At 65.6% G+C, this 26,351-nt stretch carries 23 protein-coding genes and 1 pseudogene; 15 read left to right on the forward strand and 9 right to left on the reverse strand.

Going from position 1 to position 26,351, the window contains the following annotated elements; genetic code table 11:
- Nucleotides 1–25: 25 nt before the first annotated feature.
- The 3 genes from AC1DN0_RS09340 to AC1DN0_RS09350 form a co-directional block, all read right to left on the reverse strand.
- Nucleotides 26–403 carry a type II toxin-antitoxin system VapC family toxin gene (locus AC1DN0_RS09340; RefSeq protein WP_441628758.1) on the reverse strand — a complete coding sequence of 126 codons (378 nt, stop codon included), beginning with the start codon at nt 401–403 and terminating at the stop codon, nt 26–28.
- The gene (locus AC1DN0_RS09345) at nt 403–639 is read right to left on the reverse strand and encodes a type II toxin-antitoxin system Phd/YefM family antitoxin (RefSeq protein ID WP_441628760.1); all 237 of its coding nucleotides are present in this window, start codon (nt 637–639) and stop codon (nt 403–405) included. Before AC1DN0_RS09345 ends, AC1DN0_RS09340 begins: the two co-directional genes overlap by 1 nt.
- Before the next feature lie 71 nt (nt 640–710).
- Complete coding sequence (locus AC1DN0_RS09350) at nt 711–1,475, reverse strand: SDR family oxidoreductase (RefSeq protein ID WP_477145672.1); 765 nt, start codon at nt 1,473–1,475, stop codon at nt 711–713.
- 198 nt (nt 1,476–1,673) lie between these two features.
- On the opposite strand from AC1DN0_RS09350, the gene AC1DN0_RS09355 reads away from it, so the two are divergent.
- From AC1DN0_RS09355 to AC1DN0_RS09365, 3 genes are all read left to right on the forward strand, one after another.
- The gene (locus AC1DN0_RS09355) at nt 1,674–2,591 is read left to right on the forward strand and encodes a LysR family transcriptional regulator (protein ID WP_441628762.1); all 918 of its coding nucleotides are present in this window, start codon (nt 1,674–1,676) and stop codon (nt 2,589–2,591) included.
- 461 nt (nt 2,592–3,052) lie between these two features.
- Nucleotides 3,053–4,120, forward strand: coding sequence for a S1C family serine protease (locus tag AC1DN0_RS09360; RefSeq protein WP_441628764.1), 1,068 nt, complete (start codon nt 3,053–3,055; stop codon nt 4,118–4,120).
- Between the two features lie 3 nt (nt 4,121–4,123).
- Nucleotides 4,124–4,822, forward strand: coding sequence for a hypothetical protein (locus AC1DN0_RS09365; RefSeq protein ID WP_441628766.1), 699 nt, complete (start codon nt 4,124–4,126; stop codon nt 4,820–4,822).
- Between the two features lie 132 nt (nt 4,823–4,954).
- Here AC1DN0_RS09365 and AC1DN0_RS09370 read toward each other — a convergent pair whose 3' ends face one another.
- On the reverse strand, nt 4,955–5,710 hold the full coding sequence (locus tag AC1DN0_RS09370) for an NYN domain-containing protein (RefSeq protein ID WP_441628768.1): 756 nt from the start codon (nt 5,708–5,710) through the stop codon (nt 4,955–4,957).
- Between the two features lie 253 nt (nt 5,711–5,963).
- Nucleotides 5,964–6,506 (reverse strand): DUF2726 domain-containing protein, encoded by a 543-nt coding sequence (locus AC1DN0_RS09375; protein WP_441628770.1) that lies wholly within the window; start codon nt 6,504–6,506, stop codon nt 5,964–5,966.
- Nucleotides 6,507–6,843: 337 nt separating this feature from the next.
- Here AC1DN0_RS09375 and AC1DN0_RS09380 point away from each other — a divergent pair.
- The 3 genes and pseudogenes from AC1DN0_RS09380 to AC1DN0_RS09390 all read left to right on the forward strand — a co-directional run.
- A pseudogene (locus tag AC1DN0_RS09380) lies at nt 6,844–6,933 on the forward strand (hydrolase); the annotation flags it as partial.
- 333 nt (nt 6,934–7,266) lie between these two features.
- Nucleotides 7,267–7,554, forward strand: coding sequence for a XapX domain-containing protein (locus AC1DN0_RS09385; RefSeq protein WP_477144139.1), 288 nt, complete (start codon nt 7,267–7,269; stop codon nt 7,552–7,554).
- Between the two features lie 111 nt (nt 7,555–7,665).
- Complete coding sequence (locus AC1DN0_RS09390) at nt 7,666–7,920, forward strand: hypothetical protein (RefSeq protein WP_441628774.1); 255 nt, start codon at nt 7,666–7,668, stop codon at nt 7,918–7,920.
- A 39-nt stretch (nt 7,921–7,959) separates the two neighbouring features.
- On the opposite strand, the gene pstS is transcribed toward AC1DN0_RS09390, so the two are convergent.
- The gene (pstS, locus tag AC1DN0_RS09395) at nt 7,960–8,991 is read right to left on the reverse strand and encodes a phosphate ABC transporter substrate-binding protein PstS (protein ID WP_441628776.1); all 1,032 of its coding nucleotides are present in this window, start codon (nt 8,989–8,991) and stop codon (nt 7,960–7,962) included.
- 755 nt (nt 8,992–9,746) lie between these two features.
- Here pstS and AC1DN0_RS09400 point away from each other — a divergent pair.
- The 3 genes from AC1DN0_RS09400 to AC1DN0_RS09410 are packed head-to-tail and all read left to right on the forward strand — an operon-like array spanning nt 9,747 to nt 14,661.
- A complete protein-coding gene (locus AC1DN0_RS09400) occupies nt 9,747–13,388 on the forward strand; it encodes a hydantoinase B/oxoprolinase family protein (protein ID WP_477111216.1) in 3,642 nt (1,213 codons plus the stop codon).
- An 11-nt stretch (nt 13,389–13,399) separates the two neighbouring features.
- A complete protein-coding gene (locus tag AC1DN0_RS09405; protein WP_441628780.1) occupies nt 13,400–13,636 on the forward strand; it encodes a pyroglutamyl-peptidase I family protein in 237 nt (78 codons plus the stop codon).
- Nucleotides 13,637–13,689: 53 nt separating this feature from the next.
- Nucleotides 13,690–14,661: a Bug family tripartite tricarboxylate transporter substrate binding protein gene (locus AC1DN0_RS09410; RefSeq protein ID WP_441628782.1), complete on the forward strand. Its 972-nt coding sequence runs from the start codon at nt 13,690–13,692 to the stop codon at nt 14,659–14,661.
- A gap of 145 nt (nt 14,662–14,806) precedes the next feature.
- Here the strand turns inward: AC1DN0_RS09410 and AC1DN0_RS09415 are convergent, their stop codons facing one another.
- Nucleotides 14,807–15,628 (reverse strand): alpha/beta hydrolase, encoded by an 822-nt coding sequence (locus tag AC1DN0_RS09415; protein ID WP_441628784.1) that lies wholly within the window; start codon nt 15,626–15,628, stop codon nt 14,807–14,809.
- A 59-nt stretch (nt 15,629–15,687) separates the two neighbouring features.
- Nucleotides 15,688–16,347 (reverse strand): helix-turn-helix transcriptional regulator, encoded by a 660-nt coding sequence (locus AC1DN0_RS09420; RefSeq protein WP_441628786.1) that lies wholly within the window; start codon nt 16,345–16,347, stop codon nt 15,688–15,690.
- A gap of 117 nt (nt 16,348–16,464) precedes the next feature.
- On the opposite strand from AC1DN0_RS09420, the gene AC1DN0_RS09425 reads away from it, so the two are divergent.
- Nucleotides 16,465–16,929: a RidA family protein gene (locus AC1DN0_RS09425; protein WP_477145673.1), complete on the forward strand. Its 465-nt coding sequence runs from the start codon at nt 16,465–16,467 to the stop codon at nt 16,927–16,929.
- Between the two features lie 12 nt (nt 16,930–16,941).
- On the opposite strand, the gene AC1DN0_RS09430 is transcribed toward AC1DN0_RS09425, so the two are convergent.
- Nucleotides 16,942–17,898 (reverse strand): LysR family transcriptional regulator, encoded by a 957-nt coding sequence (locus AC1DN0_RS09430; RefSeq protein ID WP_441628790.1) that lies wholly within the window; start codon nt 17,896–17,898, stop codon nt 16,942–16,944.
- Nucleotides 17,899–18,238: 340 nt separating this feature from the next.
- Between AC1DN0_RS09430 and AC1DN0_RS09435 the strand changes: the two genes are divergently transcribed.
- The 5 genes from AC1DN0_RS09435 to AC1DN0_RS09455 all read left to right on the forward strand — a co-directional run bounded on the left by AC1DN0_RS09435 (nt 18,239) and on the right by AC1DN0_RS09455 (nt 26,316).
- Entirely contained in the window at nt 18,239–19,162 is a 924-nt protein-coding gene (locus AC1DN0_RS09435; protein WP_441628792.1) for an alpha/beta hydrolase, read from the forward strand.
- Nucleotides 19,163–19,301: 139 nt separating this feature from the next.
- Nucleotides 19,302–20,609, forward strand: coding sequence for an efflux RND transporter periplasmic adaptor subunit (locus AC1DN0_RS09440; protein ID WP_477145674.1), 1,308 nt, complete (start codon nt 19,302–19,304; stop codon nt 20,607–20,609).
- Nucleotides 20,610–20,831: 222 nt separating this feature from the next.
- Nucleotides 20,832–24,023, forward strand: a complete 3,192-nt coding sequence (locus tag AC1DN0_RS09445) for an efflux RND transporter permease subunit (RefSeq protein WP_477103511.1) — start codon at nt 20,832–20,834, stop codon at nt 24,021–24,023.
- Between the two features lie 35 nt (nt 24,024–24,058).
- On the forward strand, nt 24,059–25,582 hold the full coding sequence (locus AC1DN0_RS09450) for an efflux transporter outer membrane subunit (RefSeq protein WP_441628798.1): 1,524 nt from the start codon (nt 24,059–24,061) through the stop codon (nt 25,580–25,582).
- Nucleotides 25,583–25,755: 173 nt separating this feature from the next.
- A complete protein-coding gene (locus tag AC1DN0_RS09455; protein WP_441628800.1) occupies nt 25,756–26,316 on the forward strand; it encodes an SRPBCC family protein in 561 nt (186 codons plus the stop codon).
- Nucleotides 26,317–26,351 lie beyond the last annotated feature (35 nt).

Below are 26,351 nucleotides of genomic sequence, written 5' to 3' on the forward strand. Positions count from 1 at the left end.
AGTAGCAATCCGCTAGCGTATTTTCCTAGACGGTCACAACAAGTTCGGTGTAGCCGGCGAGGCGACCGTCAGAAGTCACCAGCCGGAGGGGCTCACTCATTGCTTGGGCAACCAAAAGCCGATCGAACGGGTCGCGGTGAATATCGGGAAGATCGCGCACCGCTGCGCCATGCACAGCCCGCACCGGCAGCTCCGAGAAACCGCTTGTTTCTATGGCTGACACCAACTGATTCACGTCGGCGTCCAGCTTGCCTAAACCGACTTTGATTGATGCCTCCCAGATGCTCGCACTGCTTACGAAGACGTGCTCGGCATTTGCAATCATCTCGCGAGCAGTCTTCGGGAGTCTGCGGTCATCTGTCACGACCCACAGGTAGATGTGCGTATCGAGCAGAAGGCGCATCAACGCCCCTCGAATGCAGCGATCACGTCATCGGGCAGCGGCGCGTCGAAGTCGTCCGCGATATGAACCTTTCCTTTCAACGTACCGAAGCGGCGCGTTGGTTTAACGCGCTCCATCGGGACCAGCCGGGCTGCGGGCTTYCCGGCCTTGGCGATAATAATCTCTTCGCCCCCGGCAGCGGCATCGACTAGCCGGGAGAAGTTCGTCTTGGCATCGTGGATATTAACGACCTGCATAAGTGCTCCTAGTGGACTAAGCCCATATTAGTCCACTAGGACAAGGTCGTCAATACTGGCCGGCCGGAACGTCAAGTCCGCGTAATCGACGCACCCCCATCGACCAGCGAAGCCGTGCCGGTCACGAAGGCCGAGTCATCCGACGCCAGGTACAACACCGACCGTGCCAGTTCCTCGGGCTTTGCCACGCGCTTGAGCGCGTGGAGGTTGGTGATGAAGCTCTGCGATTCCGCGGTGTCGTTCATCGTGCGGTACATTTCCGTATCCACCGCGCCCGGCAGGATCGCATTGACGCGCACCCCTTGCGGGCCGAACTCGGCCGCCAGCGCCTGCGTCAGCCCGATCAGGCCGGACTTGCTGGCTGCGTAGGCGGCCACCCCCGGAAAGGCGAAGGTGTAGCCGACGAAGGTGGATGTGAAGATTACCGAGCCGCCACCATTCCTGAGCATCTGCGCGATCTGGTGCTTGGCACCCAGGAAGGCGCCGGTCAGGTTGATGGCAATGGCGTCGCTCCAGCCCGTCTCGGACACTTCGGTGCTGGGGCCGCCTTCGCCCAGAGTGCCTGCATTGTTGAAGGCGATATCCAGCCGCCCGTAGCGCTCGACGGCCAGCGCTACCAGCGCCCGGGCATAGTCCTCCGAGCGTAYGTCGCCGGCCAGCGCCGCCGCTTCGCCTCCGGCCGCGTGGATTTCCGAGACCAGTTGGTCCAGTTCGCTCGCGCGGCGCGCGCCAACCACAACCCTGGCGCCCTCGGCGGCGAACAACAGCGCCGTGGCGCGGCCGATGCCGGAACTGGCTCCGGTGACAATGGCGGTTTTTCCGGACAAGCGTCCCATTTCGATCTCCTGGTTTGCGCCTGGCGACAACGTCGCATGGGGGCGCATTGATACATAGGGGTTTTGCGTTTCGAATAATCAGCATAGTGAGTCGCGGCAACGCCGGATCACCTTTCGCTTTCGGTACCCAGTATGGTTCGCCGTGGCTGTTCGCGGTAGAGTGCGAATCACGGAACTGCTTTTCGGGAAAACCGGACAATGTTGAAACTTGAGGGCGTCGCCAGCTTCGTGGCCATCGCGGAGTCCGGGTCGATCAGCGAAGCGGCGCGCCGCCTGCAATTGTCGAAATCCGTTGTCAGCGAGCGGTTGGCCGATATCGAGCGGCAGCTGGGCACCACCCTGGTGCACCGGACTACCCGCAAGCTCAGCCTGACCGAAGACGGCCTGGCATTCCTGGCGCGGGCGGCACGCATCATGCGTGAGGTCGAGGAGGCCACCTCCGACATGGCCGAGCGGCGCGGCAGCCTGGCCGGCCCCTTGCGGATCTCCGCGCCGGTGACGTTTGGCCGCATGCATCTCGGCCCCGCGCTCTATCCCTTTCTTGCCAGGCACCCGAAGCTGGAACTGACGCTGGACCTGGATGACCGCCGCGTGGACGCGGCCGCCGAGGGCTACGATGCCGTGGTCAGGCACGGCGCGCTGGAGGATTCGCGGCTGGTGGCGTGGCAGCTTGCCCCGAGCCGGCGTGTCCTGGTTGCGTCGCCGGCCTATCTGGCACGGCAGGGCACGCCTCGCGCCATCGAGGACCTGCAGCAGCACCGTGGCATCTTCTACGTCAACCGGGGCGTGGCCGACTGGCGCCTCGCGGGCCCGGATGGCGCGCTGTCGGTTCGCACGCACGTTGCGTTGCGCGTCAATAACGGCGACATGATGCACGACGCCGCCCTGGCGGGCCTGGGCATCGCGTTGCTCCCAACGTTTATCGTCGGCGCATCGATCCGTTCCGGTGCGCTGCAGGTGATCGACGCGGGCGTTCAGGCGGCGGCGGAATCCATCTACGTGGCGCACCCCGAGGGCCAGCGTGCTTCGGCCAAGCTGCGCGCCTTTGTGCAATGCATACGGGAGGCTATCGGCGACCCGCCGTACTGGGATGCAGCGGGCCGTCCAGCGGAATGACCGCTTGCGGCGCGATAGCATTCGTGCCAGGCGGTGGCGTGACTTTGCACCGTGTCTACCCGCGCTGCGGCTCGTAAAAAGGTTCATCGCCGATTTCCGGGGAAGGCTGCATGGATATTCAGGATGAAGTCAGTGTCGTCATTGGCATTGGCCCTGAGTGCATGGAGTGAGGATTGCCGTAGTTTGGTTGACACACCAAGTCGAAAATTTGATGCATTCGCAAGAACGACCCTGACGAAAAATCCCACGGCTGATGACTTGTTAATACATGTCAAGGCGCGTTTAAATGAATTTGGCTAGAGACAATAATCCCACCAGCGGGAGGCTGGCGTGCGAGTCATGCTTTAGCTTATTATTGGCGCTGCCTGAAAAGAAGCGAGGCCGCTCGCCAATTGGGCTGGCAGAAGCCGAATAGGCGGGGCGGGTAAACAAACGCAGCGACGCGTAGAAATACGGCAAGTATGGGAATCCATTTCAAGATCAGGAAGCTGCACTGGCATATTGCGTTGCTAATGGGCGGGTTCCTGTCCGCCGCGTCGTGCCTGGCGATGGACGCCGGCGAGCTCTACGAAAAACGCTCACCCAGCATCTGGCTGGTCAGCGTCTACAACGCGCAAGGCCAGCGCATCAAGTTGGGCAGCTCGGTGGTGATCGGGCAGGAAGAGCTGGTCACCAATTGCCACGTGCTGGCGCAGGGAAAGGCCATCTCCATCAAGCATGAGAACACGCTGCACGAGGCACGTCTTGTGCATGCCGACGTGGAGCGGGATCTGTGCATCCTCCGAGCCAAGGGCCTGGTTGCCCCGGCGGTCAAGATTGCGCCGGCTTCGACGCTGAAGGTCGGTCAGCGGGTATTTGCCATCGGCGCGCCGAGTGGGATGGAGTTGACACTGAGCGACGGCTTGGTGGCAGCGCTGAATCGGGACAGGGATGACAAGCTGTCGCGCATCCAGATCAGTGCCCCGATTTCCGGCGGATCTAGCGGTGGAGGGCTGTTCGATACCGAAGGTCGCTTGCTCGGCATACCTTACCTCACGATTCGCGAGGCGCAGAATCTTAACTTCGCCATTCCGGCGGAGTGGATCGCCGAGGTGCCAGCGCGAGCTAAAGTGGCCCTGGCGAAGTTCCGCGCCGAGAGCGCTGCCCCTCCTGCGCCGATCGTGGCGGCCAGCAGCCCCAGGGGCACAGCAAGACCCGCGGCCGAGCCGGGCCAGCGGTTGTCCGGGGATGATCTGAGCAGCCATTTTGCGAATCTGACGCGCATCGTCGCCATCTCGCCAAATGGCACACCGCTCGAGCTTGAATTCAAGCAGAACGGGGCTTTCGGCGTAACCAACATGCAGACGCGGGGCTATTCCGATGGCCGCTGGCGCATTATGCCGGAGAGCAACGAAGTCTGTTTCGACATGGGCAACCCCAGATTCATTGGAATGCAACATTGCTATCAGCTCGTCAGGTACGGGCAGACCTATACCATGCGCTCGGTTTCCGGCAGCTATTTCTTCACCTATTCGATGCAGGGATCCTGATCAATGCGTGGCACATCCCGTGGTTCGCTTGTCTCTATCCTGTTTTTCGCCACGCTGGTTGTCAGCGCCTGCGCGGCTCCTACCGTCGCGGTCACCAATCGCGCGATGGACTACCAGGGGCGGCCGGTCCGTCTATATGTGATTTCCAGCGCTGGCATGGGCTGGGGCCCGGAGTTCTCCGGTGCGTTTCGTTCCAAGTTCCAGCAGATTGCCAGGCAGTGCGGGACAAATACCAGCTTCGAAGAGGTCTCTGGCCTGGAACTGGACCAGAACGGACCATTAGCCAGGGCCAATGCGTTCGGTGCCGACACCATCCTGACGATCAGCCATGGCGGCGGCGTCGTCAGCGGTCAAGGCGGCGCGCGCCTTTCTGCCAGCTATGGCGCCACGCTCAGGGACGTCAAACAGAGCCGGGCCGTGTGGCGGGGAAATTTCTCCTTCAGCCGTGGCGGTACCGCGATCGCTATTGAAGAGCGGGGGGCGGTGCTGGCCATAGATATCACCAACAGCCTGAAAAAAGACGGCATTCTGCCCGGCTGCAGCCAGATCACGCTTGGCCAGAATGGCCGGCTGGACCCCGCCGCCGTCCCCAAGCCTGGGTCGGGCGCTCCCGGCCTGCCGGCCGCGCCGGTGTACTCTTCGCAAGCACCAAACGCGGCTCCCAGCTTGCGTGACTTGCAGGACTTGTTGCCTAAACAGTAAGGCGTGGTGCGGCTTCAGCGGAAAACCCTGAACTATGAAACCCCCCGCCGAACGATTTCTTCAACCGTTGCATCGACCGGTTGAATCCGCAGCCGGTTGCGGTCATATTCCCTGTGCGCACGCCTATTCAATTCAAATTTCCCCTCCATCCCCCTTCGGCCTAAAACTAACCCAAATTCCGGTCCCATTTGGCTGATCCATAAGGAGATCAGGATACGTCCGCACCATATCCGACAATGCCGCATGCCCAAATGCCTTGGGTGAAAATGCAGGATCAGTCCGTTTAAGATACTGTCCCAACGCCCCCAGTCCAACCCGTCCATCAGGCGTGCCCCCGGCCAGTAGTGCGACCGCATTGATCACGGCCTTCGGACGGCGCTTTACAGATGGTTTAGGCGCAACAGCAATCTTCGGCTTGGCAGGATCTACCGGTTCGCCTGCCGGCTCGGGCGGAACCCATTCGAAAAACTGGTCGCTGGCATTGCGAAGCGCGTCGGGTGTCTTTGCTTCTCCCACGATATGCACCGTAGCACCACGCTCCCTCAGCTTCCGGCACAGGTATGCAAAGTCCGAATCGCTGGTGACCAGGCAGAAAGTATCGGCGCGGGAATCGAACATGGCTTCCATCGCGTCGAGTGCCAAGGCAATGTCGGCTGTATTCTTCCCGGCTGCATACTGGTATTGCAGGCAAGGCGTGAAGGCCAGACGCACGAGCGCATCCTGCCATTTGTTTGCCAGCGTGGCGTGGTTGCCATAGCCCCTGCGCAGCACTACGCGGCCAAACTGCGCGACTACGCGCAGGGCATGTTCGAGAATCTCAGGCGTCGTATTGTCGCAATCCACCAGCACCGCGACACGCACTTCCCCCGTGGTTACTTGATTCGCCATTTATCTCTCTCACTTTTCGTCTCGCTCACCAGCCAGCCTGAAGGCGGAAGCAGCATGTTTTTTCCTGGGCGGAAGGGAGCATGTTTTGGCCGAAAGCCGGTCTTCGGCCTGGTAATTTCCGCACCCATGGCAGCAGGAATAGGATTTTCGGTCGCCAGGCTCCGCTCAGCGGCGGCTCCAAAGCGGGGTGCCAAGGACAATATCTGAGAATTGGTGTTGGGCGTCCTTTCTGGTGCCTTGCGCAAGGTTGCGCCTAGCGCTGTTGAGCGATACCGCCAGGAGTCACAGCGACAGTATCTGGAGGCAGTGCGAGGCTAGTCACCGAAACATAGTCCCCAAGAATGACCGTGAAATCCACGTCCTTGGATGTATACCGCTTGATAGGAATCCCCGCCGACGCCAGCACCTGATCCTTCTGCGCATCACGCTTGCGCGCCTTGGCCGACCCATGAGAAGCCCCATCAAGCTCAATGACATACAGCGGCCGCATTGTCTTACGTTCGCAGACAAGATAGTCCACGTACTTTTGCGAAAACATATTCCGTGCAGCCTGCGCCTTGCCCTTATGCTGAACAAAGGCCGACATGGACACCTGGGGAAAGACATGTGCGTTTCTCAGCGCCATAACGAGCCTGTCATATAACTCAATCTCATCATTACGCATGAATGGCGCTCTTCGGGCAAACAGATATCCCGAAGTTGCTGTGGCAGGGGCACCACCCCGCTTCACCTTGAGTAGTGCGAGAAGAAACAGCCCGACCGCGAACAGCACGGCAACAGCGAACAGCGCTTTCATTTGACCCCCGGATTTTTTCTTATTCGGGAGATATTAACTCAGGAAGCTGGCAATGCCGCTATGGCCTGGGTGCAAGCGGAGGCCCGCTCCTGCCCGAACTCAGCCGTCGGACCGATCCCTGAACTAGACCGTTACCCCGGCCGTCCCGGCTCTCCCGTCCCGCAATGCGGCGAAGACAAGAAAAACTGGTCCGCCCGAAAAGACTTCCTATATTAGTTAGGCTCCGCGCGCGAGGCGAACTTCACCCCGCTTCCCGCGAGCGCACATGGCGCGCAATCCGGAACACTGATCCCGGCGAGGCTGCCTCGCCTGAAACCTGCTGTCCCCGGAGAACATCATGACGAATCCCAGGCTCGAAGTACTGACCCCACAGAACTGCCAGCTGATCTTCATCGATCACCTGCCGCAGATGGCATTCGGGGTGCAGGAGCGTTGCCATGCATCAGCCTTCCAGGCCCGAACTGATCCTGATGAACGGGCGGTTCACGACACTCGAGTCCCCGCATGCCGAGGGCCTGCTGACCATCCGGCTGGCCTACAACCTTTTCATGCAGAAGCCCAGGAACCGCCGGCCATGCCGGACTGGGCGCCGGTGCGCGCATTAGGCGGCTACCAGCCGCGGCGCGGCGCGTTCGGCTGCCCCTGCCGGGCGTTCTGAGCGAGGGCCATCGTTGCGTTGCCCACTCGTTTCGCTACGCCGGCGGTGCGCCGCCTGACATGACTGGCGGTGTGGCACGCAACACTACCAAGGAGGAAAGTCATGAAGCTCTATCTGGTTTCGCTGGGCGCGGGAATCCTGGTTGGCATCATCTATGCGCTGTTGCAGGTCCGCTCGCCAGCTCCGCCCGCCATTGCCCTGGTCGGCTTGCTTGGCATGCTGATCGGGGAGCAGGTCGTGCCGACCGCCAGGCGCATCATGGCCGGGGAACCGATCACCGTGGCGTGGTTCCGTCCCGAGTGCATCCCGAAGATCAGCGGTGCGCCCCCTGAGTCTCCGAAAGCAGTGACTGCGGCGGCGCCCACCGCGGGAGAGAAGGACGGCACGTGATCCGGGCGACGCGGCATTTTGATTTGCATCAGCGAAGAACAATGCCGGGGTTGTGATCCCATGCGCCGCTGCTAGAATGAATTTCCCTTTTCAGCATGCAGGAGCGCAGTCATGGCGACATACCAGCGCGGCGATCTTTTTATCGTCACTTCTGTCGAGGAACTGCCATGGGGGCGTTACCGGGGCTTTGTGACATTCACGGCGGGCGTACAGCCGGCGGCCTCCTCGCGGCACACCTGCGCGAAATGCTGGGACAATCCGCTGCAGGCGCATGAGGACGCCGATGCCGAGGTCGAGTACGCCTACAGGCACTATCTGTCCGATCACACCGACTGGAGCTCCAGGGCCGGCAGTACCGAGCATTGACCGGCGCATCCCCTTGCCCGCTTGCGTGACTTGCCAGGCTTACTTGAAGTTGTCGCGCCAGTAGGTTTCGATCTGCTTGACCAGTCCGGGTGGCAGCGCCACATAGTGCTCGGCAGCGGCGTCGGCCTGCCCGTCGTTGAGTGCCCATTTGAAGAAGGCAAGCGCACCCTGTGCGCTTGCCTGATCCTTGGGGACTTTTGGCATGATCACGAACACGGCGCCGGCAATGGGCCACGCCTGCGTGCCGGGCGCGTCCGTGATGACCTGGTAGAAATCCGTTTGCTGGGTCCAGTTCACGGATGCCACCGCCGCGCTGAAACTCTCACGTGAAGGGCTGACGTACGCGCCGTCTCTGTTTTGCATTACTGCGTAAGGCAGTTTGCGTTGCAGGGCGTAAGTCAGTTCGACATAGCCAATCGCCCCTTTGACATTCTTGATATAAGTGGCCACACCGTCGTTGCCGTTGGCCCCGACGCCGGTGGGCCATTTGACCACCGTGCCGGCACCCACGGCGTTCTTCCATTCGCCGCTGACCTTGGACAGATAGTCGGCCCAGTTGAACGTCGTTCCCGAACTGTCACTGCGATGCACGACCAGGATCTTTTGGTCGGGGAAGTGAATGCCGGGGTTGATTGCGCTGATGGCGGGGTCGTTCCAGTTGGCGATCTTGCCGAGGTAGATATCCGCCAGCAACTGGCCGGTAAAGCGAATCTGGCCCGCCGCGACGCCATCCAGGTTCACAATCGGCACCACGCCGCCGATCACCAGCGGAAACTGCGCCAGCCCGGCAGCGCGCAATTCATCCGGCTTGAGGGGCATGTCCGAGGCACCGAAGGTGACATTGGCTGCCTTGATCTGCCGGATGCCGTTGCCCGAACCCGTGGGCTGGTAGTTCACCTCCTGGCCTGTCTTGGTGTGATACGTGGCCGCCCATTTGACCAGCAAGGGGTAGACGAAGGTGGAACCTGCGCCGGTGATGTCGCCAGCGTGCGCAGCGAGTGCAAAGCCCGCGAGCGCGCATGCGAGGGTGGCTTGACGCCACGTGTTCCGAAAGAACAGGGATCCAGTCATATCGCAACCTCCATGCCGGCGGATCGGGAGTGGGTAACGAGTAACGGAGAACGGGGAATGCGCCGGTGCATGCTCCGCCGAGGAGGTCACTTGCTTATCCTAGCACCTGGTCCCGCGCGGCCGGCAAGGCGTTTTTTCGAATTCGCGCGGCGCTGTCACGAAAATGTCATGCACCGTGTTCGAATTCTTGCTGTTGTGCGCGCATTGGACGCATAGCGAAAAAATCGTGCAAAGGTGTTCGCGCATCGGATCAAACCTGATGCACCGGCAAGCTCGCGCGGCGCGCTCCCCGATCCATCTCGCCGCCGCCTGCACCACCTGCCGCATGAAACCGCATAAAGCCGCGATACGCCTAGGCTTCGCAAGGGCCGCCCAAGTTGTTGCGGGTCGGCCTCCGGCGTCTTGGCGAGCTGGTCCATCAGTCCCTGTACTTCGCTGAACGGGCCGCGCTTGCAGCCGTCCTGCATTGTGATGCACGACCAGCGCGGGCACCTTGACCTTGCCGCCGTCCGAGAGCCGGATGGCGATGGCGGCCACCGGCTGCGTACCGCGGCCGGTGCCGGCCAGCCAGACGGGCAGGCTGGCTTGGCTGCGCATTCCCTCCGATCTGCAGGGCGCGTCGGAAATCGCCGCCTGCCCGGCCCGCATCCGGTACCTAGGGAAATCCCCCGGTTCAAATGGTGCAAAACGTTGCCAATTTATCGACAAATCGTGGATATACTGCACGGGCATTTCCACTCGTACTGGCACACATCATGGCAAACGCAATCCTTCCCCGCTGGCAGTTCTGGATCGACCGTGGAGGTACCTTCACCGATGTGGTGGGGCGCCGTCCCGACGGTACCCTCGTCACGCACAAGCTGCTGTCGGAAAACCCGGAGCAGTACCGCGACGCGGCGGTGGCCGGCATCCGCCACCTGCTGGGCCTGGCGTCGGGCAAGCCGGTGACGGCGGACCTGGTCGAATGCGTGAAGATGGGCACCACGGTGGCCACCAATGCCTTGCTGGAACGCAAGGGCGAACCGACGCTGCTGATCACCACGCGCGGCTTCCGCGACGGGCTGCGCATCGCCTACCAGAACCGGCCGCGGCTGTTCGATCGCCATATCGTGCTGCCGGAACTGCTCTACAGCCGGGTGATCGAGGCCCAGGAGCGCATCGGCGCGCACGGCGATGTCGTCGAGCCGCTGGACCAGGACCACCTGCGCGAGCGGCTGTGGGCCGCCTACGATGCAGGGCTGCGCAGCGCGGCCATCGTCTTCATGCACGGCTACCGCTATGCCGCCCACGAGCAGGCCGCGGCGCGCCTGGCACGCGAGGTCGGCTTCACCCAGGTCAGCACCTCGCACGAGACCAGCCCGATGATGAAGTTCGTCAGCCGTGGCGATACCACCGTGGTCGATGCTTACCTGTCGCCGATCCTGCGCCGCTACGTGGACCAGGTGGCCGGCGAGATGCCAGGCGTGCGGCTGCTGTTCATGCAGTCCTCCGGCGGCCTGACCGATGCGCAGGCGTTCCAGGGCAAGGACGCCATCTTGTCCGGCCCGGCTGGCGGCATCGTCGGCATGGCGCGCACCGCGGGGCTGGCGGACCAGGCGCGCGTGATCGGCTTCGACATGGGCGGTACCTCGACCGATGTCAGCCACTACGCGGGAGAATTTGAGCGCGAGTTCGAGACGCAGGTGGCGGGCGTGCGCATGCGCGCGCCGATGATGAGCATCCATACCGTGGCGGCCGGCGGCGGTTCGCTCCTGACCTTCGACGGCGCGCGCTTTCGCGTGGGGCCGGAAAGCGCGGGGGCCAACCCCGGCCCGGCCAGCTATCGGCGCGGTGGGCCGCTGGCGGTCACCGATGCCAACGTGATGCTGGGCAAGATCCAGCCGGCCTGGTTCCCGCACGTGTTCGGCCACGGCGCCGACCAGCCGCTCGACGCGGAGGTGGTGCGCGAGCGTTTCGGCACGCTGGCGCGCGAGAGCGGCCGCCAGGCCGAGGAGGTGGCGCACGGCTTTATCCAGATCGCGGTGCAGCAGATGGCGAACGCCATCAAGAAGATCTCGGTGGCGCGCGGCTATGACGTGACGCGCTACACGCTGCAGTGCTTCGGCGGCGCGGGCGGCCAGCATGCCTGCCTGGTGGCCGATGCGCTGGGCATGACGCGCGTGTTCGTGCACCCGCTGGCGGGCGTGCTGTCGGCCTATGGCATGGGCCTGGCCGACCAGAACGTGATCCGCGAGCAGGCGGTGGAAACCCGCCTAGACGCGGCGGCGTTGCCCGCGATCGACGCGGCCCTGGGGCAACTGGCCGAGGCCGCGCAGACCGAGTTGCGGCGCCAGGCGGCGGGGGATGCACCGGTCGCGGTGCACCGGCGCGTGCACGTGCGCTACGAAGGCAGCGATGCGGCCCTGGTAGTGCCACACGGCGATCTGGACCAGATCGTGCGGGGTTTCGAGTCGGCTTACCGCCAGCGCTTCGCCTTCCTGATGCAGGGCAAGGGCCTGGTGGTGGAGGCGGTGTCGGTCGAGGCCGTGGTGCCGGGCGATGCGCCGGCCGAGCGCGCACACCCGCTGCATCCGGTGCGCGAGGTGCCACGGCGCGGCACCGTGCCGATGTTCACCGCGGGCACCGACGGCGCGCCGGCGTGGCAGGACGCCGCGCTGGTGGTGCGCGAGGACATGCGGCCGGGCGATGTACTGGCCGGCCCGGCCATCATCGCCGAGAAGAACGCCACCACCGTGGTCGAGCCCGGCTGGCAGGCCAGCCTGACGGCGCTGGACCACCTGATGCTCGAACGCACGATGGCGCGGCCGGCGCTGACCGCYGCCGGCACCACGGTGGACCCGGTGCTGCTGGAGGTGTTCAACAACCTCTTCATGAATATCGCCGAGCAGATGGGGCTGCAACTGCAGAACACCGCCTACTCGGTCAACATCAAGGAGCGGCTGGATTTCAGCTGCGCCCTGTTCGACGCCGCCGGCAACCTGATTGCGAATGCGCCGCATATGCCGGTGCACCTGGGTTCGATGGGCGAGAGCATCAAGGCGGTGATCGACGGCAACGCCGGGCGCATGCGCCCGGGCGATGTCTACGTGCTGAACGACCCCTACCACGGTGGCACGCACCTGCCCGACATCACCGTCATCACGCCGGTGTACGTGGGCGAAGGCGCCGAGCCCACCTTCTATGTGGGATCGCGCGGGCACCACGCCGATATCGGCGGCACCACGCCGGGCTCGATGCCGCCGTTCTCGACGCGCATCGAAGAGGAGGGCGTGCAGATCCAGAACTTCAAGCTGGTCGAGGCAGGCCGGCTTCGCGAGGGCGAGATGCTGGCCCTGCTGCGCAGCGGCGAATATCCGTCGCGCAATCCGCAGCAGAACATGGCCGACCTGCGCGCGCAGGTGGCGGCCAACGAGAAGGGGGCGCAGGAACTGCGCCGCATGGTGGACGAGTTCGGGCTCGACGTGGTGCAGGCCTATATGCGCCATGTGCAGGACAACGCCGAGGAATCGGTGCGGCGGGTCATCACGCGGCTGCGCGACGGCGAGTTTACGCTGCCGCTGGACAACGGCGCGCAGATCCGCGTGTCGGTGCGGGTGGATGCCGCCGCGCGCAGCGCCGTGATCGACTTCACCGGCACCAGTGCCCAGCAGGCCAATAACTTCAATGCGCCGCGCGCGGTGTGCATGGCGGCCGTGCTTTATGTCTTCCGTACGCTGGTGCAGGACGATATCCCGCTCAACGCCGGCTGCCTGAAACCCCTGCAGGTGGTCATTCCGCCGGGCTCGATGCTCAATCCCAATCCGCCGGCTTCGGTGGTGGCGGGCAATGTGGAAACCTCCACCTGTATCACCAATGCGCTGTACGGCGCGCTGGGGCTGATGGCGGCGGGGCAGTGCACGATGAACAATTTCACGTTCGGCAACGCGCGCTACCAGTACTACGAGACCATCTCGGGCGGCAGCGGCGCGGGCGGGTTCCATGACGAGACCGGCCAGCTGGCGGGCGGCTTCCACGGCAGCAGCGTGGTGCAGACCCATATGACCAACTCGCGCCTGACCGACCCGGAAGTGCTGGAGTTCCGCTTCCCGGTCCGGCTGGAGGGCTACCGCATCCGCGAGGGTTCGGGCGGCGCCGGCCGCTGGAAGGGCGGCAACGGCGGCGTGCGCCGGGTGCGTTTCCTGGAGCCGATGACCGCCAGCATCCTGTCCAACGGTCGCCACCATGGTGCCTTCGGCATGGCCGGGGGGCAGGCCGGCGCGCCGGGTATCAACCGGGTGGTGCGGGCCGATGGCCGCATCGAGCCGCTGGACCATATCGGCCAGGCGGAGATGCAGCCGGGGGATGTGTTCGAGATCCACACCCCGGGCGGCGGCGGCTTTGGCGGCGGCGCTGCCTGAGGGGGCGAGCGATGAGCGTGCTTGTAACCGGCTTCCAACCCTTCGGTGCCGACAGCATCAACGCATCGTGGGAAGTGGCGCGGGCCCTGGACGGGGTGTGCATCGGGAATGCGCGCTCGGTTGCGCGCATTCCCGACAATGCGGCCACTAGCCCATCGACCGGCTTTTCCACCCTGCCGATCGAGCGGATGGCCGCCGCGCTGCCTCCGGGATCGCACGCCGCTATCGGTTACGGCGCCCTTCATTGAATCTATAGTCGTGCCCTTTGCCGTACGCGGCGCTTTTTTCAGGAGATATCCCCATGTTTGTGAAGCAATGGCTGGCCGCGTGTGCCGCGTTCGCGACCTTGTGCGCGCCCGCGCTCGCTGCCGATTTCCCCACCAAGCCGGTGGTGATCGTGGTGCCTTACGCGGCCGGTGGCGCCGCCGATTTCGTCGCCCGCACCGTTGCCGCGAAGCTGTCGACGCGGTTGAAGCAGCCGGTGGTGGTGGAGAACGTCGGCGGCGCCAGCGGCACCATTGGCGCCGCCAAGGTGGTGGCAGCCGCGCCGGATGGCTATACGCTGCTGCTGGGCTCCGGCAGCGAAGTGTCGATCGCACGCCTGACCAATCCGAAGATCCGCTACGACGGCCAGCGCGACCTTGCGCCGGTGGCGCTGGTCGGCACCCAGCCCCTGGTCCTGGTCGGCAGCAACAGTCTGTCCGCGCGCACCATGGACGAGGTGCTGGCGCTGGCCCGGGCCAACCCCGGCAAGCTGAACTACGGCACTGCCGGCGTCGGCACGCCCCAGCACCTGATGGGCGAACTGATCAATCTCGATGCCAAGGTGAAACTGTTCCACGTGCCCTACAAGGGCGCGGCTCCCATCATCAACGATCTGCTGGGCAAGCAACTGGACCTGGCGGTGGTGACCTTGTCCGGCGCCCAGGCCCATGTGAAGTCCGGCGGCATGCGCGCCATCGCGCTCAGTGAAAAGCGCCGCGCCGCTGCGATGCCGCAGGTGCCCACGGTCAGCGAAACGCGCGGGCTGGAATCGGTCGACATGGGCGTCTGGTCGGGCCTGTTGGCGCCGGCAAAGACGCCGCCGGAAGTGGTCGATCTGCTGAACCGCGAAGTCGGCCAGGTGCTGCGCCAGCCCGATGTGCAGGCGCGCCTGACCGAGGCCGGCTACCGGATCGTCGGCGGCAGCCCCGCATCGTTTGCCGAGTTCATCTCCGCGGAAACGGATAAGTACCGCCGCATCGTGCAGGCGGCTGGCATCCAGGCCGAGTGACAGCACGCCGGGGGCGGGCGCGGCACTGCGCGCGGCCCCGGGAAATTAACGGGTAACGGGTAACGGGTAACGGGTAACGCGCCGGCGCGTGCTCCGCCGGCAATGTCACTTGCCTATCCTGGCGGGTGCAGCCCCAACCTCGCGCCTACCGCTCCCCGATCCACCTCGCCACCGCCTGCACTACCTGCGGCTCGATGCCGTTGAAGCCGTGATACGCCATGGCTTCGCAAGGGTCGCCCACGTTGTTGCCGCCATCGAACTGGATCAGGCCGGCCTTGGGCGTCTTGGCGAGCTTGTCCATCAGTCCCTGTACGTCGCTGAACGGGCAGAGCTTGCAGCCGTCCTGCTCGTGGTGCACGACCAGCACGGGCACCTTGATCTTGCCGAGGTCCATCGCCGGCACCGGGCGGCCGCGTTCCTCGCGAAGGATGGTGGAGGTCAGCACGATGCCGTCGGGGCCGCCGCCGTCCGCGAGCCGGATGGCGATGGCGGCCACCGACTGCGTACCGCGGCTGGTGCCGGCCAGCCATACGGGCAGGCTGGTATGGCCGCGCATCCAGGCGATCACGGCCCTGGCGTCCTCGGCATGCTCGGCGGACTGGCGGAAGCCGTTCAGGAAGGGGGAGGTCAGGTGGTCGCTGGGTGCGTCGATGACCGCAACTGCCAGCCCGTTGTCGACGAAGAGCTGGCGTGCGCGCACCAGGAAGTTGCCGGCACCCCAGCCCAGGCTGCCATTGGGATAAATCTGCAGGCCGCCGTGGCCGCCCGCGTAGAGGATCACGGCGGCCTTGGGCTGCGCGGGCGCGAGGTAGAGGAAGCGCTGCGTCACGCCGGGACGGGTCGGGATATCGACGACCTGTGCCGGCGCCGGCTGTGCCCGCGCCACCAGCGCGCAGAGCAGCAGGGTGGCGCAGAATGCGGCTTGACGCAGCAATCCCATCGGCATGTTTGCGTGGCGGCGGGGCATGGGCTGGGTCTCCGGTTTCTGTTTGCTTTCCGTTTGCTTGCTGTTTGTCCCCCGGCAACCTATGCCGCGGCCCTGACCCGGTACACGCAGCGGCGCGCATCGCTGAGCAGGTGTTCCTCGCGCGTGACCGTCGCCTCGCTGCCGGCGACTTCCTGGAAGATCCGCAGCTCGGCCCGGCAGAATCCCTGGCAGGTCCGCGCCGCGGCGCAGATCGGGCAATGGTCTTCGATCAGCAGCCAGTCCGCCCCGTCCTGCTCCAGGCGTGCCATATAGCCTTCGGCCTGGCGTAGCGCGGCAAGGGTCGCCAGCCGCTGCGCGAGCTGCTCCTGGCCGGCGACGGCGGCAAGGTATTGCTGGCGGGTTTCCGCTTCGCGCTGGCCGATCAGCTTGTCCAGCCCTTCCTCCCCGAACAACTGCCGCACCGAGCCGATCAACTGGATGGTGAGCTGCGCATGGGTATCGGGAAAGCGCCCGTGGCCGCTGGCAGTCAGGGTCCAGTCCTGGCGCGGCCGTCCGGCACCGCTGGCGCTTTGCTGGCGGCCTTCGATCAGTCCGGCGGCGAGCAGCTTCTGCACCTGCTGGCGCGCGGCTTCCGCGGTACCGCCGAGCGCCTGCGCGATCTGCGTGGTCGAGGCCGCGCCCTTGGTCTTCAGCAGGAACAGGATGCGATCACCCGGAGAACCAGTAGGGTTATCCAAGCTTTCTGTTGTGTAATTCATGCGGCGCGCCTAATATCCAAAAACGTTCTTGGATATTAGGGCAGGCGGGCAGCCTTGTCGAGCCTGTCCCGCATCCGGCCAAGCAGCGCATTGCCACCGAAAAAGGAAACTGCATCCATGTCGGCCTCACTAACGCATCCCGCCAAGCGCCAGCTCACCATGCTCAATCCCCTCGGTCTCTACGATCCGAGCGCCAACGGATATTCCCATGTGGCGCTGGTGGCGCCCGGCGCAAGCCTGATCTGCGTGGCCGGGCAGGGCGGCGAGCGGGCGGACGGCAGCTTGCCGGAGAGTTTCGAGGCGCAGGTGCGGCAGGCGCTGGACAACCTGCGCGTGGCGCTGGCCGCCGCCGGCTCGCACTTGCACCAGGTTGCCAGGCTGACCGTACTGGTGGTGGATCACGATGAGGCGCGCCTGCGCGTGCTGGCGGAGGTGCTGGCGCGGGCCTGGGGCGATGCGCCCAAGCCGGCCTGCACGCTGATCCCGGTGCCGCGGCTGGCGCTSGACGGSATGYTGTTCGAGGTGGAAGCGCTGGCCGTGGCGGATGCGTCCAACGTATCCGCCAAGGCCMGCGCGACCTAGCCCGTGGCGCGTTCAGGCCGCCAGTTTGGGCGGCTGGGGCTGCCGGGCCGGCCCAGCCTGTGTTTCCCCGAAATGCGGATGGCGCGCGAACAGCTCGGCTGCCCAGTTGACGAAGACGCGCACCTTGGCCGACAGGTGGCGGTTCTGCGGATACATGGCGGCGATCGGCAGCGAGTCGGTGGGCCAGTCGGCGAGCACCTCCACCAGCCGGCCGCTTTCCACATACGGCAGCGCCATCACGCGCGAGATGCGCGCAATCCCGTGGCCTTCCAGCGCGCAGGCCAGGTAGACGTCGGCGTCGTTGGTGGAAATGGCCGAGGGCAGCAGCATTTCCGTGCGTTGCTCGCCCGCTCCCATCGGCCACGGCATCTCGCGGCCGGTGCGATTGGACAGGTAATTCACGGCCTTGTGCTGCACCAGGTCGCTGGGCTGGGTGGGCGTGCCGTGGCTCTTGAGATAAAGCGGCGAGGCGTAGAAGCCCAGCCGGAGTTGCCCGATGCGGCGCGCCACCATGGTGTCGTCCACCGGATCGCCCACGCGCAGCACCACGTCCACGCCCTCCTTGAGCAGGTCGATGGGTTTGCCGTTGATGGTCAGCTCCATCTTCAGCTCGGGATACGCGGCGAAGAACTCATGCAGCCTGGGGATCAGTACCAGTTGCGCCAGCCCGGCGGTGGTGTCAACGCACAGCGTGCCGCGTGGCGTGTTGTTCTGGTGGGTGAGCGATTGCTCGGCCTCTTCCACGTCCGCCAGGATCCGCACGCAGCGTTCGTAATAGGCGGCGCCGTCGGTGGTGACGCTGATGCGCCGGGTGGTCCGGTGCAGCAGCTTGACGCCCAGGTGCGTTTCCAGGTTCTGGATCAGGCGCGTGAGCGTGGCCTTGGGCAGGTCCAGCGACTCGGCCGCCCGCGCAAAGCTGCCTACATCCACCACGCGGGTAAATGCCTGCATTGATACGAGACGATCCATGTTCACTCCCCCGGATAAGGAAACAGGCAGGTCTGGCCGGCAGGGCAGGCACCCGAATAGGGTGCGCCCCGGCCAGGCGCATGACGGGTTGCGCGTGTGGCGCGGATGCGGAAGTGCGGGAGTGGATCACAAAACGGATGACCTTGCACAGCGAAGGGTTTCCCGATCGTGGAAACCGCCATTATTCCACCTGAGAAACAGTGCATTGGCAAAGCCTCGCTTTATCCCACCTTTATCAACCACCATAATTCGCTGCATCGCAATATGCAATGGAGGCGCCGTTAACGTACCCGTTAGTGCACCCGCTAGTGCACCCGTTAGCGCGCAACAAGTCACCGCCATGTCGCCCACGCAACCGAAATCCGCAGCAGCAGCCTCCGCAGCCGAACTGGCCGAGGGGCATACGACCGAGCATACGGTGGAAAGCAGCGGCCGCACGATCGCGGTGCGCCTGAGCTACCCGCCGGGCTATCCGGCGGGCAAGGCGGCGCCGCTGCTGCCCTGGCTGATCTACCTGCACGCCGGTGGCTTTGTCGACGCCAGCCTGGAGAAGTCCCAGCGCCTGGCACGCTCGCTGGCCGGCACGGTACCCGCGGTGGTGGTGACGCCGGCATACTCGCTGGCCCCCGATTTCCCGTTCCCGGCGGCGCCGGAAGATGCGTTCCATACCGCAGAGTGGGTGTTGCGCCATGCGCGCCGCCTCAAGGTGGACAAGCTGCGCTTTGCCGTGGTGGGTGAGGAGGCGGGCGGCAACCTGGCGATCGCGCTGTCGCAGATGCTGCGCGACCGCGGCTTGCCGGAGCCGCGCGCGCAGTGGCTGATCCGCCCGGTTACCGATCCCTGCCTGCAGCACGCATCGTGCGCGGTGGGGCAAGGCGGGCGCAGCGTGCCGCTGGAAATGCTGCAGCGGCTGGCCGGGTACTACCGCGATTACCTGCCTACCCCGGCCGCCAGCGTGCACCCCTACGCGGCCCCGGCCCTTGCCTCGCGGCTGGCCGGCCTGCCGCCCACACTGATCCAGGTGGCCGAGGAAGATGCGCTGCGTGCCGAAGGCGAAGCCTTCGCCGGCCGCCTGCTGACGGCCGGCGTGCCGTCCGAAGCCCGAATCATGGCCGGTGCCTGTGGCGCCGGCGTGGAAGAATCCCACGACCGATGTCAGGTGTGGATAAACGAAGGCGCGCGCTACCTGCAAGGCTATCTTGCCGGCGACGACGACGCCTCGCCCAAGGCCGAACGCCAGACAGGAGCCAGCCCGCCCGGCTGATCCCGAATTACAAAGCCAAGCCGGCCTGCGCATAGCAGGCGTACCGGGCGCGATCCTTTGCGCGCGCCGGCGGGGGCGTTCGTCCCATTTTTTGCTTTCCAGTTGAAGAAAACCGCAGACGGAATACGGAGTCAAGAAAATGAATCAGCAATATCGACGCACCATGATTGCCCTGGCCATCGTCGCTGTGCTCGGCGCCGGCCTGGCCACCTCGATCTTCAAGCCCTGGCACGCCGGCGAGGCGCAGGCCGTGCCCGCGCCGGCGGCGCCCGCCACGGTGGACGTGGCAAGCGCGCTGGGCAAGACCATCACCGAATGGGATGAGTTCTCCGGCCGTCTCGAAGCCGTGGACCGTGTGGAGATTCGCGCCAGGGTCGGCGGCACCATCGACGCCGTGCACTTCCGCGAAGGCGCGCTGGTGAAGAAGGGCGATCCGCTCTTCACCATCGACCCGCGCCCTTACGCCGCCGAAGTGGCGCGCGCCGAGGCCGCGCTGGCCGCCGCGCAAGTGCGTGCCAGCCACGCGCAGACTGAGCAGGCCCGCGCGCAGCGGCTGGTGCAGGACAACGCGGTATCGCGCCGCGAGTTCGACGAGCGCGACAACGGCGCCCGCGAAGCGGTAGCCAATGTGCGCGCCGCGCAGGCCTCGCTGGAGGTGGCGCGGCTGAACCTGGCCTATACGCGGATCACCGCCCCGGTCAGCGGGCGCGTATCGCGTGCCGAGATCACCGTAGGCAACCTGGTGGCGGCCGGTGCCGGCACGCCGGTGCTGACCACGGTGGTGTCGGTGTCGCCGGTGTACGCCAGCTTTGAACTCGATGAGCAGACCTACCTGCGCTATACGGCGAATACGGCGAATACAGCGGATAAGTCAGATAAGGCGGATACAGCCGGTGGCGCGCCCGGCGCGCAAGGCGGGCAGTCCAGGTTGCCGGTGTTCCTGGGCCTGGCCAACGAGGAGGATTATCCGCGCGAGGGCCGCATCCAGTCGGTGGACAACCGGCTCGACACCAAGAGCGGCACCATCCGCGTGCGSGCSGTGTTCGACAACSCSGACGGCCGCCTGCTGCCGGGCCTGTATGCGCGCATCAAGCTCGGTGGCGGCTCGCCGCACCCGGTGGTGCTGATCAACGACCGCGCCATCGGCACCGACCAGGGCAAGAAGTTCGTGCTGGTACTGGATAGCGCGAACAAGCTGGCCTACCGCGAAGTCACGCTCGGGCCGTCGTACGAAGGGCTGCGCGTAATCCGCCAGGGTTTGAAGGCCGACGAGAAGATCGTGGTCAACGGGCTGCAGCGCGTGCGTCCCGGCGTCACGGTCGCACCCAAGCCGGTCGAGATGGCGTTCAAACGCGAGCTGGAGCAACGTGCCGAATCGGCAGACCGCAAGCAGGCGGCCACGGAGAAAACCACGGACAAGGCAGCCGATGGAAAACCAGTGACCTGAGCCGATCCTGCAAGAGCCGCATGAGCTGAATCTGCCAAGGGTTTGCTCGCTCTCCCGCATGGCGGGAGAGCAACCGGGGGAGAGGGCGGGCGCATCCACAGTGCGCCGGCATTGAAACCACCTCTCCCCGAGGCCAAACCATATTTAGCTTCCCCGCTCCACATGGCGCCTGCATGCCAGGCCGCCAGGGGGAGCCTTTTCGCCAAGACTGCCGAGACTGAGATGAATCTCTCGAAATTCTTTATCGACCGGCCTATCTTTGCCGGCGTGCTATCGGTGCTGATCTTCCTGATCGGCGCCATCTCGATGTTCAAGCTGCCGATCTCGGAGTATCCCGAGGTGGTGCCGCCGTCCGTGGTGGTGCGCGCGCAGTATCCCGGCGCCAACCCCAAGGTGATCGCCGCTACCGTGGCGTCTCCGCTGGAGGAGCAGATCAACGGCGTCGAAGACATGCTCTACATGTCGTCGCAATCCAATAGCGATGGCCTGCTGACGCTGACCGTGACCTTCAAGCTCGGCACCGATCCGGACAAGGCACAGCAACTCGTGCAGAACCGGGTGGCGCAGGCCGAACCGCGCTTGCCGGAGGACGTGCGCCGCCTCGGCATCACCACCGTCAAGAGCTCGCCCGACCTGACCATGGTGGTCCACCTGGTCTCGCCGAACGACCGCTACGACATGACCTACCTGCGCAACTACGCGGTGATCAACGTCAAGGACCGCCTGGCGCGGATCCAGGGCGTGGGCCAGGTGCAGTTGTTCGGCTCGGGCGACTACTCCATGCGCGTGTGGCTGAACCCGGAGAAGATGGCCGAGCGCAAGCTGGCCGCCGCCGACGTGGTCAAGGCCATCCGCGAGCAAAACGTGCAGGTGGCCGCCGGCGTGATCGGCGCCTCGCCGTCGCTGCCGGGCGCCGACCTGCAGCTTTCCGTGAACGCGCAGGGCCGGCTGGAAACGGTCGAGGCCTTCGGCGACATCATCGTGGCGACTTCGCCCGATGGCGGCGTGACGTACCTGAAGGACGTCGCCCGTATCGAGCTGGGCGCATCGGAATACGCGCTGCGCTCGCTGCTGGACAACAAGTCCGCGGTGGCCATTCCCATCTTCCAGGCACCGGGTTCCAACGCCATCCAGATCTCGGATGAGGTCCGCAAGACCATGGAGGAACTCAAGCAGAACTTCCCCGATGGCGTGGACTACAGCATCGTCTATGACCCGACCCAGTTCGTGCGCCATAGTATCGAGGCCGTCACCCACACGCTGTTCGAAGCCATCGCGCTGGTGGTGCTGGTGGTGATCCTGTTCCTGCAGACGTGGCGCGCTTCGGTGATTCCGCTGCTGGCGGTGCCGGTGTCCATCGTGGGTACGTTCGGGCTGATGCACGCGTTTGGCTTCTCCATCAACGCGTTGTCACTCTTCGGGCTGGTGCTGGCGATCGGTATCGTGGTGGATGATGCGATCGTGGTGGTGGAGAACGTCGAGCGGAATATTGCCGAGGGGCTGTCTCCGAAGGAGGCGACGTACAAGGCCATGCGCGAAGTCAGCGGCCCGATCATCGCCATCGCGCTGACGCTGATCGCCGTGTTCGTGCCGCTGGCCTTCATGACGGGCCTGACCGGCCAGTTCTACAAGCAGTTCGCGCTGACCATCGCCATCTCGACCATCATCTCGGCCTTCAACTCGCTGACGCTGTCGCCGGCATTGTCCGCGCTGCTGCTGCGCGGCCACGATGCGCCGAAGGACTGGCTGTCGCGCGCCATGGATCGGGTGCTGGGCGGCTTCTTTGCCCGCTTCAACCGCTTCTTCGGCGCCAGTGCCGACCGTTACGGCAAGGGCGTGAAGGGCGTGATCTCGCGCAAGACCGCGGTGTTCGGCGTGTACGCGGTGATGCTGGCGCTGACCTGGGGCGTGTTCCAGCTGGTGCCCAAGGGCTTCGTGCCGGCGCAGGACAAGCAGTACCTGGTGAGCTTCGCCAAGCTGCCTGACGGCGCCACGCTGGATCGCACCGAGGACGTGATTCGCCAGATGTCCGACATCGCGCTCAAGCAGCCCGGCGTGGAATCGGCGATTGCCTTCCCGGGCCTGTCGATCAACGGCTTCACCAATAGCCCGAGCGCCGGCATCGTGTTCGTCTCGCTCAAGCCGTTTGAAGAACGCAAGACCAAGGAGCTGTCGGGCAATGCCATCGCGCAGCAGCTCAACGGCAAGTACGCTTCGATCCAGGACGCTTTCATCGCCGTGTTCCCGCCGCCGCCGGTCCAGGGCCTGGGCACCATCGGTGGCTTCAAGCTGATGATCGAGGACCGTGCCGCGCTGGGCTACGACGCGCTGTTCGACGCCACCAACGCCTTCACCAACAAGGCGCGCGCCACGCCGGAGCTGGCAGGTATCTTCACCAACTACCAGGTCAACGTGCCGCAGCTCGACGTGAAGCTGGACCGCGTCAAGGCCAAGCAGCTGGGCGTGCCGGTGACGGACGTGTTCGATACACTGCAGACTTACCTCGGCTCGGCCTATGTCAACGACTTCAACAAGTTCGGCCGGACCTACCAGGTCAAGGTGCAGGCGGATGCGCAGTTCCGCGCGCACGCGGAGGACATCCTGCAACTGAAGACGCGCAACACCGCCGGCGAGATGGTGCCGCTGTCGTCGCTGCTCACCGTCAAGCAGGGGTTCGGCCCCGATAGCGTGGTGCGCTACAACGGCTTCACCGCCGCCGACATGAACGGCGGCCCGGCGCCGGGCTTCTCCTCGGGCCAGGCGCAAGCCGCGGCCGAGCGCATCGCCGCCGAGACGCTGCCCAAGGGCATCAAGTTCGAGTGGACCGACCTGACCTACCAGGACATCCTCGCCGGCAATGCGGGCGTGTGGATCTTCCCGCTGTGCGTGCTGCTGGTGTTCCTGGTGCTGGCCGCGCAGTACGAAAGCCTGACGCTGCCGCTGGCCGTGATCCTGATCGTGCCGCTCAGCCTGCTGGCCGCCATGACGGGCGTGTGGCTGACCCGTGGCGACAACAACATCTTCACGCAGATCGGTTTCATCGTCCTGGTGGGGCTGTCGGCGAAGAACGCGATCCTGATCGTGGAGTTTGCGCGGGAGCTGGAGCATGAAGGCCGCTCCATCGTGGCTGCGGCGATCGAAGCCAGCCGCCTGCGTCTGCGCCCGATCCTGATGACGTCGTTCGCGTTCATCATGGGTGTGGTGCCGCTGGTGGTGTCCACCGGCGCCGGCGCGGAGATGCGTCACGCGATGGGCGTGGCGGTGTTCGCGGGGATGCTGGGGGTGACGTTCTTCGGGCTGTTCCTGACGCCGGTGTTCTACGTGGCGCTGCGCATGCTGGCGACACGCGGCGAGCGCCGCAAGGTGTCGGACGCACCGTCGGCGAGCCACAAGGCTATCGCCTCCGCTGAATAAGGATGATCGAAATGAACGCAACCATGACATCCAGGATGACATCGCTACTGCCCGCGGCGCTGCCGCGCCTGGCCACGCTGGCCGTGGCCCTGGTCCTGGCGGGCTGCTCGCTGGCACCGACCTACAAGGTGCCGGAGAGCGCCACCGCCGCCACGCCCGCCTACAAGGAAGCCGAGGCCGCGCAGGCGGAAGGCGCCCAGTGGAAGGTGGCAACCCCGTCCGAAGGCGCGCAGCGCGGCGAATGGTGGAAGATCTTCGGCGATGCCGATCTCGACCGCCTGATTGCCGCGGCGACCGAGTCCAACCAGGATCTCGCCATTGCCGCGGCCCGCGTCAAGCAGGCGCGCGCCTTCACCGGCGTGGCCGAGGCAGACCAGTACCCGCAGCTCAGCGTGGGCCTGGACCCGACCCGCACGCAGCTTTCGGCAGCCTCGCAAGGGCTGCCCGACGGCACGCGCGTATCGCCGCAGACGGTATTGCGGGCGCGCGCCATCGCCGGCTACGAGGTCGACCTGTTCGGCCGCGTGGCCGACAACGTCAAGGCGGCGCGGGCGGAGGGCGAAGCCGCTGAAGACCTGTACCGCTCGGTGCAGCTCGCGCTGCAAGCCGACGTGGCGCAGGCCTACTTTGCGCTGCGCACGCTGGACAGCGAGCGCGACCTGCTCAACGCCACCATCACGCTGCGCGAGGATGCGCTCAAGCTGCTCAAGCGTCGTTTCGACGAAGGCGAGACCACCGATCTCGATCCCGCCCGCGCCGAAGCCGAGCTGGGCACGGCACGGGCGGACCTGGCCGGCATCGAGCGCCGCCGCGCCAACCAGGAGCACGCGCTGGCGGTGCTGACCGGCGCGCCGCCGGGCGCCTTTACGCTGGCTGCGCGGCCGCTCGACGCCGCGCTGATCACGGTGCCGGCAGGACTGCCTTCGGACCTGCTGGAGCGCCGTCCCGATATCGCGCAGGCCGAGCGCCTGATGGCGGCGGCCAACGCGCGCATCGGTGTGGCCAAGTCGGCGTTCTTCCCGCGCATCACGCTGACCGGCTTGTTCGGATTCGAATCGAACGACTTGTCGAACCTGTTCAAGTGGTCGTCGCGTGCCTGGATGCTGGGGCCGCTGATAGGCAGCACGATTGCGCAGCCGATCCTGGACGGCGGCCGCAACAAGGCCAACCTGGCGGCGGCGCGCGCGCAGCACGAGGAAGCGGTGGCGGGCTATCGCCAGAGCGTGCTGACGGCGCTGCGCGAGGTGGAAGACAGCCTGGCCGATGTGCGCTGGCTGAGCCAGCAGGCCGGTGCGCTGGACGGCGCGCTGGGCGGCGCCCGGCGCGCGGCCAGGATCTCGCGCAGCCGGTATGAGGCCGGCGCGGTGGATTACCTGACGGTGATCGACGCCGACCGCACGGTGCTGCAGTCGCAGCGCGAGGCCAACCAGGTGGCCGGGCTGCGCGCTTCCGCGACGGTGGCGCTGGTGCGCAGGCTGGGTGGCGGTTGGGGGCCCTTGCCCGAGGCCACGCCCGAGATGGCACAGGCAGGCCCCGGCCCGCTGGCCGCGAGCCACTAAGCGCGTCTGCAAGCCGCGGCAACCGCCCTCGCGCGGTTGCCGCGCTTCATCCGATGCCGGCCCGACGCGGCCGGCAAAGCTGACTAAACTGGAAGCATCGCGGCCACACGCGCCGGAAGGGCCGCTGGCATTGCCGCAGTTGTCCTGCGCGCCATCCTTTCACGTTGCTCGCCATGAGACCGCACCGAACCCTTTTTGCTGCGCTGCTCATCCTGGTGGGCGCGGCCGCCATCCTGCTGCTGCCTGTGCCCCGCGCCTGGCGCGACGTTACGCATATCGTCAACGAGGTGACGATCGCGCAACCCGACGCGGTGGTCTTCGATTACGTCTCCACGCCCGCCAGCTGGCCCGACTGGCATCCGTCATCCCTGGCGGTGGCCGGCGCGGCGGATCATCCGCTGGTGCCTGGCGAGCAGGTTACCGAGACCTTCCTGGTGGCCGGGCGGCGTGGCAAGGTGGTGTGGACCGTGGTCGAGCGCAGCCGCCCCTCCGTCTGGATGATCCAGGGCACCATCGACGGGCGCGAGGCGGGAACGGTGCGCTACACGCTCGCCCCGACGCCGCAGGGCACGCGCTTCCGGCGCGACTTCAGCTACGCGGCGCCGAACCTTCTTTTCGCGCTGACCAACCGCCTGCTGCTGCGCAAGCGCATCGAGGCCGAATCCACCGAGGCGGTCACCCGGCTGCGCGCGGTGCTGGAAGCCCGCAAGCCCGCGGCCGGGACGGGCGGCTGACCAGTGCGCCGCCTTTGCCGCCGGGATTGCCGGTC

Source organism: Cupriavidus sp. 05N39 (assembly GCF_056397325.1).

Bases quoted from the DNA above. Each gene is read 5' to 3' on its own strand.
- AC1DN0_RS09340 (WP_441628758.1), bottom strand. From the start codon at position 403: ATGCGCCTTCTGCTCGATACGCACATCTACCTGTGGGTCGTGACAGAT.
- AC1DN0_RS09355 (WP_441628762.1), top strand. From the start codon at position 1,674: ATGTTGAAACTTGAGGGCGTCGCCAGCTTCGTGGCCATCGCGGAGTCC.
- AC1DN0_RS09360 (WP_441628764.1), top strand. From the start codon at position 3,053: ATGGGAATCCATTTCAAGATCAGGAAGCTGCACTGGCATATTGCGTTG.
- AC1DN0_RS09365 (WP_441628766.1), top strand. From the start codon at position 4,124: ATGCGTGGCACATCCCGTGGTTCGCTTGTCTCTATCCTGTTTTTCGCC.
- AC1DN0_RS09370 (WP_441628768.1), bottom strand. From the start codon at position 5,710: ATGGCGAATCAAGTAACCACGGGGGAAGTGCGTGTCGCGGTGCTGGTG.
- AC1DN0_RS09375 (WP_441628770.1), bottom strand. From the start codon at position 6,506: ATGAAAGCGCTGTTCGCTGTTGCCGTGCTGTTCGCGGTCGGGCTGTTT.
- AC1DN0_RS09385 (WP_477144139.1), top strand. From the start codon at position 7,267: ATGAAGCTCTATCTGGTTTCGCTGGGCGCGGGAATCCTGGTTGGCATC.
- AC1DN0_RS09390 (WP_441628774.1), top strand. From the start codon at position 7,666: ATGGCGACATACCAGCGCGGCGATCTTTTTATCGTCACTTCTGTCGAG.
- pstS (WP_441628776.1), bottom strand. From the start codon at position 8,991: ATGACTGGATCCCTGTTCTTTCGGAACACGTGGCGTCAAGCCACCCTC.
- AC1DN0_RS09405 (WP_441628780.1), top strand. From the start codon at position 13,400: ATGAGCGTGCTTGTAACCGGCTTCCAACCCTTCGGTGCCGACAGCATC.
- AC1DN0_RS09410 (WP_441628782.1), top strand. From the start codon at position 13,690: ATGTTTGTGAAGCAATGGCTGGCCGCGTGTGCCGCGTTCGCGACCTTG.
- AC1DN0_RS09415 (WP_441628784.1), bottom strand. From the start codon at position 15,628: ATGCCCCGCCGCCACGCAAACATGCCGATGGGATTGCTGCGTCAAGCC.
- AC1DN0_RS09420 (WP_441628786.1), bottom strand. From the start codon at position 16,347: ATGAATTACACAACAGAAAGCTTGGATAACCCTACTGGTTCTCCGGGT.
- AC1DN0_RS09430 (WP_441628790.1), bottom strand. From the start codon at position 17,898: ATGGATCGTCTCGTATCAATGCAGGCATTTACCCGCGTGGTGGATGTA.
- AC1DN0_RS09435 (WP_441628792.1), top strand. From the start codon at position 18,239: ATGTCGCCCACGCAACCGAAATCCGCAGCAGCAGCCTCCGCAGCCGAA.
- AC1DN0_RS09445 (WP_477103511.1), top strand. From the start codon at position 20,832: ATGAATCTCTCGAAATTCTTTATCGACCGGCCTATCTTTGCCGGCGTG.
- AC1DN0_RS09450 (WP_441628798.1), top strand. From the start codon at position 24,059: ATGACATCGCTACTGCCCGCGGCGCTGCCGCGCCTGGCCACGCTGGCC.
- AC1DN0_RS09455 (WP_441628800.1), top strand. From the start codon at position 25,756: ATGAGACCGCACCGAACCCTTTTTGCTGCGCTGCTCATCCTGGTGGGC.